This window comes from Streptomyces sp. NPDC021562, from assembly GCF_040640875.1.
In the GTDB taxonomy this organism is placed as follows: domain Bacteria; phylum Actinomycetota; class Actinomycetes; order Streptomycetales; family Streptomycetaceae; genus Streptomyces.
The window spans coordinates 193,723-210,421 of sequence record NZ_JBFACN010000016.1 but is presented as its reverse complement, the minus strand read 5'-3'; the positions used below and the strand labels follow the sequence as shown (position 1 = coordinate 210,421).

The 16,699-nt window shown below is 73.0% G+C and carries 18 protein-coding genes; 4 read left to right on the top strand and 14 right to left on the bottom strand.

Annotated elements, in window-relative coordinates; translation table 11 throughout:
• Positions 1-138: 138 nt before the first annotated feature.
• From AB0G52_RS25575 to afsQ1, 5 genes are all read right to left on the bottom strand, one after another.
• The gene (locus AB0G52_RS25575) at positions 139-336 is read right to left on the bottom strand and encodes a PspC domain-containing protein (protein WP_132891288.1); all 198 of its coding nucleotides are present in this window, start codon (positions 334-336) and stop codon (positions 139-141) included.
• A gap of 94 nt (positions 337-430) precedes the next feature.
• On the bottom strand, positions 431-982 hold the full coding sequence (locus AB0G52_RS25570) for a VanZ family protein (RefSeq protein ID WP_132891287.1): 552 nt from the start codon (positions 980-982) through the stop codon (positions 431-433).
• A 201-nt stretch (positions 983-1,183) separates the two neighbouring features.
• On the bottom strand, positions 1,184-1,786 hold the full coding sequence (locus AB0G52_RS25565; RefSeq protein WP_132891286.1) for a hypothetical protein: 603 nt from the start codon (positions 1,784-1,786) through the stop codon (positions 1,184-1,186).
• Positions 1,786-3,378 (bottom strand): HAMP domain-containing sensor histidine kinase, encoded by a 1,593-nt coding sequence (locus AB0G52_RS25560; protein ID WP_361338921.1) that lies wholly within the window; start codon positions 3,376-3,378, stop codon positions 1,786-1,788. The genes AB0G52_RS25565 and AB0G52_RS25560 overlap by 1 nt, the downstream gene beginning before the upstream one ends.
• Positions 3,375-4,052: a two-component system response regulator AfsQ1 gene (afsQ1, locus tag AB0G52_RS25555; protein WP_177232965.1), complete on the bottom strand. Its 678-nt coding sequence runs from the start codon at positions 4,050-4,052 to the stop codon at positions 3,375-3,377. Before afsQ1 ends, AB0G52_RS25560 begins: the two co-directional genes overlap by 4 nt.
• A 246-nt stretch (positions 4,053-4,298) precedes the next feature.
• Here afsQ1 and AB0G52_RS25550 point away from each other — a divergent pair, with 246 nt between their 5' ends.
• The gene (locus AB0G52_RS25550; RefSeq protein ID WP_132891284.1) at positions 4,299-5,033 is read left to right on the top strand and encodes a SigE family RNA polymerase sigma factor; all 735 of its coding nucleotides are present in this window, start codon (positions 4,299-4,301) and stop codon (positions 5,031-5,033) included.
• A 225-nt stretch (positions 5,034-5,258) separates the two neighbouring features.
• On the opposite strand, the gene AB0G52_RS25545 is transcribed toward AB0G52_RS25550, so the two are convergent.
• Positions 5,259-5,888: a uridine kinase gene (locus AB0G52_RS25545; RefSeq protein WP_361338917.1), complete on the bottom strand. Its 630-nt coding sequence runs from the start codon at positions 5,886-5,888 to the stop codon at positions 5,259-5,261.
• A gap of 127 nt (positions 5,889-6,015) precedes the next feature.
• Between AB0G52_RS25545 and AB0G52_RS25540 the strand changes: the two genes are divergently transcribed.
• Complete coding sequence (locus tag AB0G52_RS25540) at positions 6,016-6,414, top strand: hypothetical protein (RefSeq protein WP_132891283.1); 399 nt, start codon at positions 6,016-6,018, stop codon at positions 6,412-6,414.
• Between the two features lie 94 nt (positions 6,415-6,508).
• Here the strand turns inward: AB0G52_RS25540 and AB0G52_RS25535 are convergent, their stop codons facing one another.
• The 3 genes from AB0G52_RS25535 to deoC are packed head-to-tail and all read right to left on the bottom strand — an operon-like array spanning position 6,509 to position 9,814.
• Positions 6,509-7,405, bottom strand: coding sequence for an aldehyde dehydrogenase family protein (locus AB0G52_RS25535; RefSeq protein WP_361338914.1), 897 nt, complete (start codon positions 7,403-7,405; stop codon positions 6,509-6,511).
• Positions 7,398-8,834, bottom strand: coding sequence for an aldehyde dehydrogenase family protein (locus tag AB0G52_RS25530; protein WP_361338934.1), 1,437 nt, complete (start codon positions 8,832-8,834; stop codon positions 7,398-7,400). Before AB0G52_RS25530 ends, AB0G52_RS25535 begins: the two co-directional genes overlap by 8 nt.
• A gap of 20 nt (positions 8,835-8,854) precedes the next feature.
• Positions 8,855-9,814 carry a deoxyribose-phosphate aldolase gene (gene deoC / locus AB0G52_RS25525; RefSeq protein WP_132891281.1) on the bottom strand — a complete coding sequence of 320 codons (960 nt, stop codon included), beginning with the start codon at positions 9,812-9,814 and terminating at the stop codon, positions 8,855-8,857.
• 138 nt (positions 9,815-9,952) lie between these two features.
• On the opposite strand from deoC, the gene AB0G52_RS25520 reads away from it, so the two are divergent.
• Positions 9,953-10,615, top strand: coding sequence for a PH domain-containing protein (locus AB0G52_RS25520; RefSeq protein ID WP_132891280.1), 663 nt, complete (start codon positions 9,953-9,955; stop codon positions 10,613-10,615).
• Positions 10,616-10,677: 62 nt separating this feature from the next.
• Positions 10,678-11,301, top strand: a complete 624-nt coding sequence (locus AB0G52_RS25515) for a TetR/AcrR family transcriptional regulator (RefSeq protein ID WP_132891279.1) — start codon at positions 10,678-10,680, stop codon at positions 11,299-11,301.
• 137 nt (positions 11,302-11,438) lie between these two features.
• Here the strand turns inward: AB0G52_RS25515 and AB0G52_RS25510 are convergent, their stop codons facing one another.
• The 5 genes from AB0G52_RS25510 to AB0G52_RS25490 all read right to left on the bottom strand — a co-directional run bounded on the left by AB0G52_RS25510 (position 11,439) and on the right by AB0G52_RS25490 (position 16,349).
• Positions 11,439-12,203: an SDR family oxidoreductase gene (locus AB0G52_RS25510; protein WP_132891278.1), complete on the bottom strand. Its 765-nt coding sequence runs from the start codon at positions 12,201-12,203 to the stop codon at positions 11,439-11,441.
• A 184-nt stretch (positions 12,204-12,387) separates the two neighbouring features.
• Positions 12,388-12,747 (bottom strand): hypothetical protein, encoded by a 360-nt coding sequence (locus AB0G52_RS25505; protein ID WP_132891277.1) that lies wholly within the window; start codon positions 12,745-12,747, stop codon positions 12,388-12,390.
• Positions 12,744-13,223 (bottom strand): hypothetical protein, encoded by a 480-nt coding sequence (locus AB0G52_RS25500; protein WP_132891276.1) that lies wholly within the window; start codon positions 13,221-13,223, stop codon positions 12,744-12,746. The genes AB0G52_RS25505 and AB0G52_RS25500 overlap by 4 nt, the downstream gene beginning before the upstream one ends.
• A 104-nt stretch (positions 13,224-13,327) precedes the next feature.
• Complete coding sequence (locus tag AB0G52_RS25495) at positions 13,328-14,473, bottom strand: hypothetical protein (protein WP_361338931.1); 1,146 nt, start codon at positions 14,471-14,473, stop codon at positions 13,328-13,330.
• A 244-nt stretch (positions 14,474-14,717) separates the two neighbouring features.
• A complete protein-coding gene (locus AB0G52_RS25490) occupies positions 14,718-16,349 on the bottom strand; it encodes a phospho-sugar mutase (RefSeq protein ID WP_132891274.1) in 1,632 nt (543 codons plus the stop codon).
• Positions 16,350-16,699: the final 350 nt, after the last annotated feature.

The following is a 16,699-nucleotide window of genomic DNA, read 5'->3' as shown; positions in this document are numbered from 1 at the left end:
GGGCGGGCCCGCCCCCCCCCCGGCGGGCCGCACCCGGGTTGCCGGCGGGGCTCCCCCTCCCCCGGGCGGGGGGGGGCCGCGGGGGGGGCGCCCCGGACCGGTCCGGGGCGCCCCGACGGCGTTGTCGTACCCGGGGGATCACCAGGCGGTGGCCTTCTCCTCCGAGGGGAGGAGGATCCACAGGGCTATGTAGAGCAGGAACTGCGGGCCGGGCAGCAGGCAGGACAGCAGGAAGACCACCCGCATCGTGGTGGCGGAGGTGCCGAAGCGCCGGGCCAGCGCGGCGCACACTCCGCCGATCATGCGGCCGTGGGTGGGGCGGGCGAGGCTGGACATCTGCGGCTCCTTCGTGAGCGTCCGGTGCGAGAGGCCCGTACGGCCCCTCGTCTGCCCACCACGGTACGGAGACGAACCGGGTCGAAGCGTCGCTCTACGGGGCGATCCCGACCCTGGGAATCGTCGGGGTACGACCCTGAGCCGGGTCCTCCTGGGGGACGGCGGCTGACCGCTCCCGCCGGTCCCTGCGGCGGAGCCGGGCACGGGCCGCCGGGACCACCGCGAGGTGCGCGACGACCACCCCGACGGTGTTCAGCAGGATCGAGTCGACGTCCACCACCCGCCCGGGCACCCCGGTCTGCAACAGAGCGATGCCCAGCGAGAGCAGGGCGGCCGTGGTGGCCGTGCCGACCAGGGAACCGAGCGGGGAGACACGGACTCTGCCGTGCGCCATCGGCAGCAGCACCCCCAGCGGCGCGAGCAGCGCGAGCCCCTCACCGATGCGGTGCACCGCCTCGCGGGGGCCCAGCGCCAGGTCGGCCCGGATGCCGGCGAACGGGTGCAGGTTGGCGGGCATCACCCAGGGCACGTCCAGCGGGCGCAGCATCAGCCAGGCGACGAGCGCGAGGTGTGCGGCGAGGAGAACACCCCCCGTCGCACGGACCCGAATCCCGGCGCTCCCGCCGATGAACCCTTGACGCTGCACGCCCCCCAAGACGCCCGCGCGCACCCGAACGGTTCCGGACGGGGGCGTGAGCCCGCGAACACGCGCCCCCGACAGCGCCCCTGAAAGGGGCGCCGGGGGTGCCCCGGCCGAAGGCTGGGGAGGAAGTGCGCGATCAACCGAATGCGACCCGCACCCGCCCCACGACCCGAGGCGGCACCCCACCGGGCGCCCCGACCCCCCTCACCCGGAAGGAACCTCACCGGACGGCGGCCGGTTCCCGCCCGGGGCGTTCCGCACCGCGTCCGTGCACGCGTACCGCCGCGACGGCTCCGGCCCCGGCCCTCCGAGGATCACCGACCCGTCGCCCTCCGCGGCCGCCGAGTCGGACAGCGTGCACACGATCTGGGCGAGGGCGTACGACGTCAGCTGCGGCGGCGACGTGCTCAGCCGCAGCGTGTCGTCGGGGTCCCCGCGCCGCGGCCCGCCGACGCTCATCCCGCCGCGCACGTACGTCGTGTAGCCCGCCTCCTTCTCGGCTGCCGACGGCGTCTCGGCGAGCTGGTCCAGCAGCCCCTGGGCGACGATCACCCGCCGCTTGGCGTCCGCCGTGCCGTCGGGGACGCGCACCTCCCGGTCGACGGTCACCAGCGAGGCCCCGCACAGCAGGAACACCTGCACCGGCACCCCCCGCGAGGACTGCGCCGACAGATCGGGCTGGGGCATCGAGCACGGCACCCGCGACGGCGCCGCGCCGAAGTCGGTCGGCACCTCGGTCGCCCGGATCCCGCACCCGGCGAGCGCCAGCGCGAGCCCGGCGACGCCCAGGAGTCTCGGTACGTGCATCACGCGCCCTTCTCCCCGGTCTCTCCGGCTTCCCCGGAGCCCCCGGCGTCCTTCGTCTCCTCGGTCAGCGCCGAGGCGTCCCGGGGCAGCCGGAGCGTGAACACCGCGCCGCCCTCGGGGGAGTTGGCGGCGGTGATGGAACCGCCGTGGATGCGGGCGTTCTCCGTCGCGATGGACAGGCCCAGGCCGCTGCCCTCGGAGCGCGGCCGGGAGGCGCTGGCCTTGTAGAACCGGTCGAAGACGTGCGGGAGCACGTCCTCGGGGATACCGGGACCGTGGTCGCGGACCGCGATCACCAGTTCGCCGCCCTCCTGCTGGTCCATCCGCACCGACACCCGCACCGGGGAGCCGCCGTGCTTGAGCGCGTTGCCGATCAGGTTGGCGAGGATGACGTCGAGGCGGCGCGGGTCGAGGCGGGCGTGGATGCCGCGCTCGGCGTCCAGCTCCACCGCGTCCAGCCAGGCGCGGGCGTCGATGCAGGCGGTGATCTGGTCGGCGATGTCGACGTCGTCGAGGACGAGACGGGCCGTGCCGGCGTCGAAGCGGGTGACCTCCATCAGGTTCTCGACGAGGTCGTTGAGGCGGCGCGTCTCGCTGACCACCAGCCGGACGGCGGGCTCGATCATCGGGTCGATCGAACCGGACTCCGCCTCCAGCTCCTCCTCCAGGATCTCCGTCACGGCGGTGATCGCGGTGAGCGGGGTGCGCAGCTCGTGGCTCATGTCGGCGACGAACCGCCGGGACGCCTCGTCGCGGGCGGCCATGTCGTCGACCCGCTTCTCCAGCGCCTCGGCCGCGTCGTTGAACGTCCGGGACAGGTCCGCGAGTTCGTCGGTGCCGGAGACCCGCAGCCGGGTGTCCAGCCGGCCCTCGCCGAGCCGCCGCGCGGCGACCCCCAGCCGGTGCACCGGCTTCAGCACGGTCGTGGCGGCGGCCTGCGCGAGCAGCGCGGAGCCGATCAGCGCCAGCGCGGTGGCGATACCGAGCGACCAGGCGAGGGAGTTGAGGTCCTTCGCCTCCGGTTCGAGGGACTTCATCATGTAGCCGGTCGGTCCGCCGCCGCTCAGCCGCGTCCCGGCGACGAGACAGGGCGTGCCGTGGTCGACGACCCGCTGCCAGTACAGGTGGTACGCCGACTTGTTGGCGTCGGTGATCTTCTGCTGCTTGTCGACGGCCTTGCGCAGCGACGCCGGCACCTCGTCCAGCGCGAACCCGCTGAGCCCGCCCGAATTGCCGTACACCACCTTGCCGTCGGCGCCGTCGCCGACCAGCAGGACGCTGAAGCGCTGGCTGCTGTTGGCCATCTGCCCGGCCGTGCGCTGCAGTTCGTCCTGGGTGGGGTGGACGGGCAGGGCGCCGGCCCGGTTCTGCATCTCCTGCTGGAAGTCGCGCAGCACCGCGTCCTGGGTACGGGTGAGCACGGCCTCGCGGTTGAGCCAGTACGCGATGCCGGACGCGGACACCGCGGCGGTCAGCGCGACGAGCCCGAAGACGACCACGAGCCGCAGCCGCAGACTGGTGAAACGCAGCCGGGACACGGCTCCCTTGCGATCCGCGGCCCAGCCGCGGAAACCCTCCTGCCGGTCCGTCACTGAGGGGCGTCCAGGCGGTAGCCGACACCACGCACGGTACGGATCAGGGTCGGGGACGAGGGCACGTCCTCCACCTTGGCGCGCAGCCGCTGCACGCACGCGTCCACCAGCCGGGAGTCACCGAGGTAGTCGTGCTCCCAGACCAGCCGCAGCAACTGCTGCCGGGACAGCGCCTGACCGGGACGCCGGCTCAGCTCCAGGAGCAGCCGCAGCTCGGTCGGGGTGAGCTGGAGGTCCTCGCCGTTCTTCGTCACGGTCATCGCCGACCGGTCGATGACGACGTTCCCGAACGTCGCCGAGTCGGTGGACTCCCGCTCCCCGCGCCGCAGCACCGCCCGGATCCGGGCGTCCAGCACCCGGCCCTGGACGGGCTTGACGACGTAGTCGTCGGCACCGGACTCCAGGCCGACCACCACGTCGATGTCGTCGCTGCGCGCGGTCAGCAGGATGATCGGCAACTGGTCCGTGCGCCGGATGCGCCGGCACACCTCGAACCCGTCGATCCCGGGCAGCATGACGTCGAGGACGATCAGATCGGGCCGCTGCTCACGCAACAGCTTCAGACCGTCCTCACCGGTCGCAGCGGTGGCCACCCGGTGTCCCTGGCGCGTCAGAGAGAGCTCCAGGGCCGTTCGGATGGCGTCGTCGTCCTCGATCAGCAACAGGGAAGGCACGGGCTCATTCTGGCCCATGAGGGCCCTGTCGTACGACCTGTGCTGTTCGGAGCCGCCGGGACCGGCATAGCCCCGCCTCCTGTGCGCCCGCTGGGGACCGGCCGTGCCGGACCCCTGTGACAGGTCTGTGACAGTCGGCGGATACGGCCGTGAAGGTGGCCCGGCAGAGTTCTCGGCACGGGCAACCGAGCAAGTGGGAAGCCCGGGCAGACCGAACTACCGGAAGTCCACGACGGGGGGCGCGAGATGAACACGCTGATCGGTCACAGCACCAGCGCAGTGATCACGCGTCTGCACGACGTGCACCGGGGTTCCGAGAAGTCCGGTGCCGTGAGCGGGCGGGGGTGCGCTCGCGGCACCGGGCGGCAGCACACCGCCTACATGACGGTGGTCGACGGGGGGACGGGGGAGACCGGCGCAGCCGCGTACGGGGAGGACCAGGGGGAGCGCCGCTCGCTGACGGAGGCGGAGTTCACCGCCTACGTCCAGGAGCGCCGCGCCTCCCTGTACGCGACCGCCTACCACCTGACCGGCGACCGTTTCGAGGCCGAGGACCTGCTGCAGAGCGCGCTGTTCTCGACGTACCGGGCGTGGGAGCGGATCAGCGACAAGGCGGCCGTCGGCGGCTACCTGCGCCGGACCATGACCAACCTGCACATCAGCGCCTGGCGGCGCCGCAAGCTCAACGAGTACCCGACCGAGGAACTGCCGGAGACGCCCGGCGACACGGACGCGATGAGCGGCACCGAGCTGCGCGCGGTCCTGTGGCAGGCGCTCGCCCGGCTCCCCGAGCTCCAGCGCACCATGCTGGTCCTGCGCTACTACGAGGGCCGCACGGACCCGGAGATCGCGGAGATCCTCGACATCAGTGTCGGCACGGTGAAGTCCAGCATCTGGCGGTCGCTCCGCCGGCTGCGCGAGGACGAGGTCCTCAGCTTCGGCCGTGACGAGGAGGACGCCTTCGGGGAGCTCGTGGCCTGAAGGTAAGGGGATCCGGGGGGATCCCGACGGGGAAACCGGGGGAAACGGGGGCCCGGGGGAGGGTCCGGGGGGACCCACGGGGGAAACGAGTCCGGGGGGCTCGAAAGCACGGGGGAGCTCCGCCACGGGGGACACGGGGGTGTTCGGCGGAGCGACGGGGGAAGCGGGACTGGAGGGCCGGGGGGTCCGTCCAGTCCCGCTTTCGTCATGCGCCGCCCACGGCGCTCAGGCCACCGGGGCCCGGGTGCGGCCCACCGCGGCCGCCGCCATCCGGCTCAGCGCCTCGTCCCGGTCGCACGGGTGGGCGCCCAGGGACACCTGGCGGGCCACGATGGTGCGCTCCGCGCGCATCAGCCGCCAGCCGCGGCGCAGCAGGAACGGCACCGACTTGCGGCCCTCCCTGAGGTCGCGCAGGAAGCGGCGCCGGAAGGTCTTCAGCGGGCCCCGGCTGAGACACAGCGCGTCGGCCAGCAGCCCCAGTTCGCGGCAGCGCTCCACGATCTCGGCGGCGAAGATGCCCTCCGCGATGAACAGCGGGGTGCGGCCGATGTGCAGCGTCTCCTCGCCGACGCGGGCGCTCAACGAGATGTCGTACACCGGCACACCCGCCGAACCCGTCGCGCACAGCCGGCCGATGGCCTCGATCGCGACCTCCGCGTCCCAGGACTGCGGGTGGTCCCAGTCGATGTCCGAACTCCCCGCCACCAGCGGCAGGGTCGGGTCGTCGCCCTCCTTGTAGAAGTCGTCGAGACGCAGCACGGGAAGCCCGGAACGGGCGGCGACGAGGGACTTGCCCGAACCCGAGGGGCCGCACAGCAGCACGACGCGGGCGGGGGGCGGAGGATGAATGCTCACGGAACACCAGTTTGACGTATGGGGAGCCTCCTGCCGACCCCGCGGGTCGGCTTTTGAGCGTGAGTCTCGCCTCAACTACCCTGTGTGCCGACCCGATCACCCTGCGCACCCGAAGGTGGCACCAGCGATGTCCCGACCCGCGTCCTCCCCGAACCCGACCGCCCAGCGCACGCTGATCGCCCTGGCGACCGCCTCCGTCGCGCTCGGCGCGGGCGCCGCGACGGCCGCCGCGGCCCCGCAGCCCGCGCAGGACGCGGTACGGCACCGGCCCGCCTCCGTCAGCCCCGTCGACCCGCAGGCGGGACTGACCGCACTGGGCGGTCTGCTGCCGTACGTCACGGGACCGGTGACGGGCCTGAAGCCCAACCCGCTCGCGGGCACGGGCGTCGACCCCCTGGACAACGGCGTCGCCACGCGGCTCGCCGACTTCAAGCCGCTGGCCTCCAAGCCGCTGACGGAACCGGTGGCGGAAGCGCCGTCGATCGGGGACCTGCCGGTGGTGGGGCAGTTGCTCCTGGGTGGCTGAACGCAGCGGGAAACCGCGGGCCGTCCCGGAAGACGAAGAGCCGTGCTCCCCTGGGGCGCAGAGGAAGCACGGCTCGCCGGGTTGAGGGGCGTGGTCAGTACGCGGAGCCCGACGCGCCCAGGGAACCCGTCGGGTGCCACACCGTCTTCGTCTCCAGGAACGCCGTCATGCGGTCGGTCCCGGGTGTCGCCGTCCAGTCGTCCACAGGCTGTGGACGCAGGACGCGCTTGAGGTTGTCGGCCGCCGCGATCTCCAGCTCCTTGGCCAGCGTCTCGTCGGCGCCCGCGAGGTCGATCGCGTTGACGTCCTGGTGGGACGCCAGGGTCGGCGCGATCTCCTTCGTACGGCCGGAGAGGACGTTGACGACGCCACCGGGGACGTCGGAGGTGGCCAGCACCTCGGCGAGGGAGAGGGCCGGGAGCGGCGCCCGCTCGCTCGCCACCACGACCGCCGAGTTGCCGGTCGCGATCACCGGGGCGATCACCGACACCAGGCCGAGGAACGACGACTCCTGCGGGGCCAGGACGCCCACCACGCCGGTCGGTTCGGGGGAGGAGAGGTTGAAGTAGGGGCCGGCGACCGGGTTGCCGCCGCCGACCACCTGGGCGATCTTGTCGGTCCAGCCCGCGTACCAGACCCAGCGGTCGATCGTCGCGTCCACGACCACGGCGGCCTTGGACTTGCCGAGACCCTCCGCGTCGGCGACCTCGCGCACGAACTGGTCCCGGCGGCCCTCCAGCATCTCCGCGACGCGGTAGAGGACCTGGCCCCGGTTGTAGGCGGTGGCCCCGGCCCAGCCGCCGAACGCCTTGCGGGCGGCGACGACCGCGTCCCGCGCGTCCTTACGGCTCGACTGCGGCGCGTTGGCCAGCCAGTTGCCCTTTGCGTCGGTCACCTCGTACACCCGGCCGCTCTCGGAACGCGGGAACTTCCCGCCGACGTACAGCTTGTAGGTCTTGAAGACGCTCAGACGGTCGTTGCGGTCAGACATCGAGGTACGCCTCCAGGCCGTGACGACCGCCCTCGCGGCCGAAGCCCGACTCCTTGTACCCGCCGAACGGCGAGGTCGGGTCGAACTTGTTGAACGTGTTGGACCAGACGACGCCCGCGCGCAGCTTGTTCGCGACCGCCAGGATCCGCGACCCCTTCTCCGTCCAGATGCCGGCGGACAGGCCGTACTGCGTGTTGTTGGCCTTCGCCACCGCCTCGTCCGGGGTGCGGAAGGTGAGGACCGACAGGACCGGGCCGAAGATCTCGTCGCGGGCGATGGTGTGCGCCTGGGTGACGTTCGTGAACAGCGTCGGGGCGAACCAGTAGCCGGCGGACGGGAGTTCGCAGGCCGGGGACCAGCGCTCGGCACCCTCCGCCTCGCCCTGCTCGGCGAGCGCGGTGATCCGGGCCAGCTGCTCGGCCGAGTTGATCGCGCCGATGTCGGTGTTCTTGTCCAGCGGGTCGCCGAGCCGGAGCGTCGACAGGCGGCGCTTGAGCGAGTCGAGCAGCTCGTCGTGGATCGACTCCTGGACGAGCAGCCGGGAACCCGCGCAGCAGACCTGGCCCTGGTTGAAGAAGATGCCGGTGACGATGCCCTCGACGGCCTGGTCGACGGGGGCGTCGTCGAAGACGATGTTCGCGCCCTTGCCGCCCAGCTCCAGCGTGAGCTTCTTGCGGGTGCCCGCGACCGTGCGCGCGATCTCCTTGCCGACGGCGGTGGAGCCGGTGAAGGCGACCTTGTTCACGTCGGGGTGGGCGACGAGCGCGGCGCCCGCGTCGCCGTACCCGGGAAGGATGTTGACGACGCCCCTGGGCAGGCCCGCCTGGCGGCAGACGTCCGCGAAGAAGAGCGCGGACAGAGGGGTCGTCTCGGCGGGCTTGAGGACCACCGTGTTGCCGGTGGCGAGCGCCGGGGCGATCTTCCACGCGAGCATCAGGAGCGGGAAGTTCCAGGGGATGACCTGGCCGGCGACGCCCAGCGGCCGCGGGTTCGCGCCGTAGCCGGCGTGGTCGAGCTTGTCGGCCCAGCCCGCGTAGTAGAAGAAGTGCGCGGCGACCAGGGGGAGGTCCGCGTCGCGCGTCTCCTTGATCGGCTTGCCGTTGTCCAGTGTCTCCAGGACGGCCAGCTCACGGCTGCGCTCCTGAATGATCCGGGCGATGCGGAAGAGGTACTTGGCCCGCTCGGAGCCCGGCAGCGCGGACCACTTCTCGAACGCCTTGCGGGCGGCCCCTACGGCCCGGTCCACGTCCTCGGCGCCGGCCCGGGCGACCTCGGAGAGGACCTCCTCGGTCGACGGGCTGACCGTCTTGAAGACCTTGCCGTCGGCCGCGTCCGTGAACTCGCCGTCGATGAAGAGGCCGTAGGAGGGGGCGATGTCGACGACGGAGCGGGACTCGGGCGCCGGTGCGTACTCGAAAGCGGTGGTCATCTTTTCCTTGGCCATGGTGATCAGTCCACCGTCACGTAGTCGGGGCCGGAGTAGCGGCCGGTGGCCAGCTTCTGACGCTGCATCAGCAGGTCGTTCAGGAGCGAGGAGGCGCCGAAGCGGAACCAGTGGTTGTCCAGCCAGTCCTGCCCCGCGGTCTCGTTGACCAGGACGAGGAACTTGATCGCGTCCTTGCTGGTGCGGATGCCTCCGGCAGGCTTCACGCCGACCTGGACGCCGGTCTGCGCACGGAAGTCGCGCACGGCCTCCAGCATCAGGAGGGTGTTCGCGGGGGTGGCGTTGACGGCGACCTTGCCGGTGGAGGTCTTGATGAAGTCGGCGCCCGCCAGCATGCCGAGCCAGGAGGCCCGGCGGATGTTGTCGTACGTCGACAGCTCGCCGGTCTCGAAGATGACCTTGAGCCGGGCGGCGGCCCCGCAGGCCTCCTTCACGGCGACGATCTCGTCGTACACCTTGCGGTAGTTCCCCGCGAGGAACGCGCCGCGGTCGATGACCATGTCGATCTCGTCGGCGCCCGCGGCCACGGCGTCCCGCACGTCGGCGAGCTTCACCGGCAGGGCCGCGCGGCCCGCGGGGAAGGCGGTGGCGACGGAGGCGACCTTGACGGACGAACCGGCGACGGCCTCCTTCGCGGTGGCCACCATGTCGGGGTAGACGCAGACGGCGGCCGTGGCGGGGGTCGTACGGTCCGTGGGGTCCGGGTGGACCGCCTTGGCGCCGAGCGCCCGGACCTTGCCCGGGGTGTCCGCGCCTTCCAGCGTCGTCAGGTCGACCATCGAGATGGCGAGGTCGATGGCGTACGCCTTCGCGGTGGTCTTGATCGAACGGGTGCCGAGGGAGGCGGCACGCGCCTCCAGGCCGACCGCGTCGACGCCGGGCAGCCCGTGGAGGAAGCGGCGCAGCGTGCTGTCGGACGCGGTGACGTCAGCAAGTGCGTGGGGTGCGGTGGTGGGCATGGTCACCAGCCGAGCATATCTACGCGCGTAGCGGCTGTACACCCCGAGGGAGTGGTTCTTGTGTGGGGCGAAGGGGTGCGGGGAGTGGAGGCGCGAGTGGAGGCGATCGGCTGTCCCCCGGCGGGCTGAGGCAGAATCGGCGGCATGACCACGCCCCTCGTCAAGGACCGCGTCTACCGCTCACCCATGGCGGTGGTCGGCGGTGTCCTGCTGCTCGCGATCATCTGCTGGCTCGGCGTCGACGCGCTGATCCGCGGGCACGGCCGCACCCCCTGGCTCGCGCTGGCCGCGATGATCCTCATCGTGCCGCTGGTGATCGCCTTCACCCTGCGGCCCGCGGTGTTCGCGGGCGAGGACCGGCTGCGGGTGCGCAACCCGTTCCGGGTGGTCACGTTGCCGTGGGGGGAGGTCGCCGCGCTGCGCTCCGGCTACTCGAACGAGGTGATCACCAAGTCGGGTGCGAAGTACCAGCTGTGGTCGATCCCGGTGTCCCTGCGCGGCCGCAAGAAGGCGGCGCGCCGCACGGCCAAGGCGGAGGCGGACGCGCAGCGCGGGCGGCAGGGGGCCGAGGGGCGGATGCCCGGCGGGTTCGGCGGCGGGTTCCGGGCGCTGCGCGACACCGACGGCGCGACCGGGCCGACGCGCGCGGAGACCGACCGGATCATGGACGACCTGCGGGAGCTGCTGGAGAGCAGGGAGGCGGCGGAGTCGGCGCAGGGCGAGGTGACGGTGCGCTGGGCCTACGAGGTGGCCGCGCCGGCCGTCGCGGGCGCGGTGCTGCTGGCGATCCTGCTGGCGGTGGGGTAGTTCCGGGCGGCCGGCCCCTACAGTGGACCGTACAGTCCACTCCCGGGAAGGGGCGGCGGTCCATGCGCAGGGAACTCACGGCCAAGGGCAGGGCCACCCGGCACCGGATCGTCGAGGGGGCTGCCGAGGTGTTGCGGGAGCAGGGCGTCGGCTCGGTCACCCTCGACGACGTCATGGCGCGCACCGGCACCAGCAAGAGCCAGCTCTTCCACTACTTCCCCGGCGGCAAGGACGAACTGCTGCTCGCCGTCGCGCACTACGAGGCGGACCAGGTGCTGGAGGACCAGCAGCCGTATCTGGGGTGCCTCGACTCCTGGGAGAACTGGGAGCGGTGGCGGGACGCGGTGGTCGCCCGGTACGAGATCCTGGGGGACACCTGCCCCCTCGGGTCGCTCTTCCTCCAGGTCGGGCGTTCGACGCCGGGGGCGCGGGCGATCGTCGCCGAGTTGATGCGGCGCTGGCAGGAGAGCCTGGCGGCCGGGATGCGGGCGTTGCGGGCGGCCGGGGGCCCGTCGGCCGAGTTCGACGTGGAGGCGCGGGCCGCCGCGCTGCTGGCCGCGATCCAGGGCGGGGTGTCCATCCTGCTGGCGACGGGCTCGTCCGCCCATCTGCGCGCCGCCCTCGACCAGGGGCTCGCGGACCTGCGCCGCGACCTGACCCCGGCGGGGGCCGTCGCGCCGAGGTGACCGCCGGGCCGCGGGGCTGGGCACACTGCGACGGCCGCCGGACCGCCGGACCGCCGGACCGCCGGGCCGCCGGGCCGCCTGGTCGTAGGGCTCGTCGCGCCGCGACGGCCTCCGGGGCGGCCCGGTCGCAAGGATCGTCAGGCGGCGACGACCGCGACACCGGTACGGCCGCCGTCCACGTCCAGCACGATCCCGTGCACGAACGTCGACTCGTCGGCGGCCAGGTATACCGCCGCGCTCGCGATCGCCTCCGGCGTGCCCATCCCGCCCGCCGGTGTCCCCTTCATCATGGCCCCGCCGAGCTCGGCCACCTCGGCGTCCGACGGCAGCACCGCGCCCGGCGAGATCGCGTTCACCCGCACCCCCTGCGGCCCGAACTCGGCAGCCCAGGCGCGGGTCAGGGCCTCCACGGCCCCCTTGGTGGAGCTGTACAGCGCGCCGACGGGGATGCCCAGGCGTACGATCCACGAACTCAGGTTGATGATCGCGCCCGCGCCCGCCTCGGCCATGGCGGGTGCGACGGCCCCCGTCAGGAAGAAGGGGGCCTTGACGTTGACCGCGTAGACCCGGTCGAAGGTCTTCTCGTCGGTGGCGGGGGTGGGGTCGGCCGGGTAGATGCCGGCGTTGTTGACGAGTACGTCGATACGGCCGCCCAGCACCCGGGTCGCCTCCTCGGCCAGCCTGTGCGAGGCGGCGGCGCTGCCGTCCAGGTCGGCCCGCACGAACTCGGCGCGGCCGCCCCGTGCCCGGATCCCGTCGACCACCTCCGCCCCGCGCTCGGCACTCCGCCCCGAGACGACGACATGCGCGCCCTCGGCGGCGAACGCCTCCGCGATCGCCCGCCCGATGTTGCTGGTGGATCCGGTCACCAGCGCGGTCTTTCCTGCCAGTCGCGTACCCATGATCAGCCTCCGTGTCCTCGGTTTCCCGGTCAGGTGCGGACCACTGTGCGCCCAGAAAAATGGACCAGCAAGTCCAGAAAACGAGGCGCCAGCGGGCCGTGCCCGAGCACGGGGCAGACGGCTCCCTCGCCGGCCGACTCCCGCTACGGGCGGCTGGCGGGCGGCGTCGCCGTTCGGCGGGCTGTCAGCGTCGGTCCGTGGCCCGAGGGTGTCCTGTGCCCGCGAAGGTGATCCAGCAGGTCTCCCTCGCGACGTCGAGGAGATACCGGATCCGGCCCTCACCGGTCACCTCGATCTGCCATTGCTCACAGGTCTGCCCGCGGTGGGTGCCGTGCGCCAGGCTGCCCTTGAGGCGATGGTGCCGAGGTGTCTCGGCGGCCGGTCTCGGGGCGGTGCGTAAGGCGATCCAGGCGCGGTACGTGTTCTCGCGGGCTTGCTGGGCAAGGCTGTCCCAGCCCTTGGCCGAGGCGGCGTCGGCGAAGCGGACTTCCCAGTGGCCCTCGGGTGCCGGTGGTGCGGCGCGGTCGCCGCGGCCCGCGGTCATGCCGGGTCCCTGGGGTCGGGGGCCGGGCCGTAGTCCTCGTCGTGATCCCTGGTCAGGGCGGCCAGGAGTGCGGGGTCGGAGTAGACCTCGGCCGTGTGCTGCCAGGCGATGAGCAACTGGGCGACGGAGGCGACGTTGCCGACCGAGTCGGCGGCCCGCATGGTGTCGACCAGTTCGACGGCGAAGCCGTGGAGGTCGGGCTCCGGCAGGAATCTGACCCACGGGAACGCGTCCGGCAGTATGTCGAGGAGCAACTCCATGCTGCCGGGCTCCCGGCGGGCCAGCGCGACCAGCATGCGGGTGGCCGCCGACACCACGGTCCGGTCCTGCTCGGCCCGTGCGGCGGTGGTGAGGACCAGGTCCTCACCGTCTCTGCGGTGCAGGAGCAGTCTCGGAGATTCCTGGAGCCGGGCAAGTGTCTGCTTGTTCCTGTTCACCAGCTCGGAGAAGTTCACGGCTGCGCTCTCGGCACTCATGATTTTGAAAGTACTTCGAAACTCACTGCAGTGCCATCACCCGCACGGGTGGGGAACCGGCACGCAGGTGCGCTGTTGACGACGACGCCGGCGCCGTTGACCGCTCACGGCGCGCTCGGCCACACCAGCAGCATGTACGCGCCGCAGTACGCCGACCCCAGCACCGCCGTCGTCAGCACGAGCAGCCGCAGGCGGCGCGAGGCGCGGGCCAGGTACCCGGCGAGCGGCAGCAGCAGCGGGAAACCCGGGAGGAGGAAACGGGCGCGCGGGAAGTACACCCCGCCGCTGGTCAGCACGATCACCAGCAGCACCCCGCCGAAGACCAGCAGCGGCACCGGCTGCCGGTCCGCCAGCGCGCACCCGAACAGCACCACCGACACGAGCATCGTCACGCTCACCACGACCAGGAACAGCTCCGGCCGTGACACCTGCCCGAACAGCTGCCGCAGCCAGCGCACGGTCTCCGCGCCGCCGTCCACCTCGTTGTGCCACAACCGCTGGACGGCGAAGTAGCCGTCCCAGCGGCCGAGTCTGACGCCCACCCAGCCGACGTAGGCACACCAGCCGAGGGGGGCCAGCAGGGCCGCCGCCAGGGCGCGGGGTGAGAAGCGGGTGCGCAGGGAGAGCAGCGCGGTGACGGTGACGGCCGCGGCCACGGCGATGCCCGTCGGCCGGGTCAGCCCGGCGAGCACCGCGCCCGCCGCCGCCCACCACCAGCGCTCGGCCAGCACCGCGTACAGCGTCCACGCGGCGAACGCCGTGAAGAGCGACTCGGTGTAGCCCATCCACTCGACGAGGCCCACCGGGTACGCCGCCCACAGGACCGTGAGCAGGACGCCGACCCGGCGGCCGGCCAGCCGGTCGCCCACCGCGAACACCCCCCAGGCGGCGACGAGCGAGGCCAGCCACGCCAGCGCCAGGCCGGTACTGGCCCGGGTGCCCGGGGTCAGCACGGCGACCGCCTTGACCAGCAGCGGGTAGAGCGGGAAGAAGGCCAGGTTGTTGTGGTCGTAGGCCACGCCCAGGGTGTGCGCGTACCCGTGGTCGGCGATCCCGAGGTACCAGCGGGAGTCCCACTGCGTCGCCAGCATCGGCCAGATCCCGTGGTGCCGCCGGTGCGCCCAGACGGCCAGGAACGCCAGCCCGGTGAGCCGTACGGCGAGGTACCCGGCCAGGGCCGGGGCCGCCCGGCGCAAGGCGGGGCGCGGTGCTGCCGCGGTCGGCGGGCCGGGTCGCCGGGTGCCCGGGATGTGCCCGCTGGGGACGGTGTCGGAGGCGGTCGAGGACACGGCGGCGGCTCCTGTACGACGGCTGGCGGGGCGGGCGTTACCGCACCACCGTTTCCCGGCCGTCGGGGCCGGACGTGGAGCCCGGGTCACCTACCGGTGGGAAATCACCCGATGGGGTGCCCCGGACTCGTACCCGGGTCCGTGGGGAGCCGGTCCGTGGGGGAGCCGGTCCGGTCGCCCGGCGGCGTCCCCCGTCCTCCGCCGGTCAGATGCCCGCCGCCGTGGAGAGGTCCCGCTTGATCGCCGCGAGCAGGTCGGCCGCCCTGGTGCGGGCCGCGGGCAGCTCGTCGCGGTCCGCGACGGGGACCACCACCTCCAGGTAGCACTTCAGCTTGGGCTCGGTGCCGCTGGGGCGGACGATCACCCGGGCGCCGGTCAGGGTGTAGCGGAGGCCGTCGGTGGGCGGGAGCGTGTCCGTGCCCCGGGTGAGGTCCTCGGCGCTGGTGACCGGGAGGCCGGCCAGTTCGGTCGGGGGGTGCTCGCGGAGGGTCCGCATGGCCCGGGCGATGACGGAGAGGTCCTGGACGCGGACCGAGAGCTGGTCGGTGGCGTGCAGGCCGTGCTCCACGGCGAGGTCGTCGAGGAGGTCGAGGAGGGTACGGCCCTCCTCCTTGAGGACGGACGCCAGTTCGGTGATCAGGAGGGCCGCGGTGATGCCGTCCTTGTCGCGGACGCCGTCGGGGTCGACGCAGTAGCCGAGGGCCTCCTCGTAGCCGTAGCGCAGGCCGTCGACGCGGGCGATCCACTTGAAGCCGGTGAGGGTCTCCTCGTAGGGGAGGTGCGCCTTCGCGGCGATGCGGCCGAGGAGGGAGGAGGAGACGATCGACTCGGCGAAGACGCCGGTCGCGCCGCGGCGGACCAGGTGGGCGGCGAGCAGGGAGCCGACCTCGTCGCCGCGGAGCATGCGCCACTCGCCGTCCTGCTTGACGGCGGCGGCGCACCGGTCGGCGTCGGGGTCGTTGGCGATGACCAGGTCGGGGTCGGTCTCGCGGGCCTTCGCGAAGGCGAGGTCCATCGCGCCGGGCTCTTCCGGGTTGGGGAAGGCGACGGTCGGGAAGTCCGGGTCCGGGTCGGCCTGTTCGGCGACGAGGGCCGGGGTGGGGAAGCCGGCGCGGGCGAAGGCGGCGAGGAGGGTGTCCTTGCCGACGCCGTGCATGGCCGTGTAGACGGTGCGGGCGGTGCGGGGGGAGCCGGGGGCCAGGACAGCGTCCGTACGGGCCAGGTAGGCCTCCAGGACCGTGTCGTCGAGGGTTTCCCAGCCGGTGTCGGGGCGGGGGACTTCGTGGAGGGTGGTGATGGCCTGGATTTCGGCGGCGATCTCCGCGTCTGCGGGCGGGACGATCTGGGAGCCGTCGCCGAGGTACACCTTGTAGCCGTTGTCGCGGGGCGGGTTGTGGCTGGCGGTGACCTCCACGCCCGCGACCGCGCCGAGGTGCCGGATGGCGAACGCGAGCACAGGGGTGGGGAGGGGGCGGGGGAGTACGACGGCGGTGAGGCCCGCGCCGGTCATGACGGCGGCGGTGTCGCGGGCGAAGTCGGCGGACTTGTGGCGGGCGTCGTAGCCGATGACGACGGTGCCGGTGCCGTGGCCCTGCTTCTTCAGGTAGGCGGCGAGGCCGGCGGCGGCGCGGATGACGACGGAGCGGTTCATGCGCATCGGGCCGGCGCCGAGTTCGCCGCGGAGGCCGGCGGTGCCGAACTGGAGGGTGCCGCTGAAGCGGGCCTCCAGTTCCTCGGTGTCACCTGCGTCGATGAGCTTGGCCAGCTCGGCGCGGGTGTCCGGGTCGGGGTCCTCGGCGAGCCAGGTCCTGGCCCGGGCGGTGAGATCGTCGTGCACGGTCGGTCTCCTGGTCTCCGGTGGTGCGGGTGGATGCCTGCGGCGCATCCGCGGCTTCGGTGGGGGTGCGCGTAGCGCCTACGGGTGGTGCTGGGTCGGGGCCGGGGTGGGCAGTCCCCGTCCTCGGACCGGCGGTGCTGCATCTCGTGCCGCGCGGGTCGGCCGACGCCGGCCGCTGCGGGCGGGAACTCCCCACCCCGTCCCCTTCCCGCCGACGGCGGCCGCAGCGCCCGAACGGGGCGCGGGTAACCGCGCGAGCGGGCGCGCGGGTCGGCCGACGGCGGGCGCGGCGCCCCGAAAGGGGCGCTGGGGGTGCCCCCGGAGAAGGCCGCCGTCACGGCGTGGGTGGC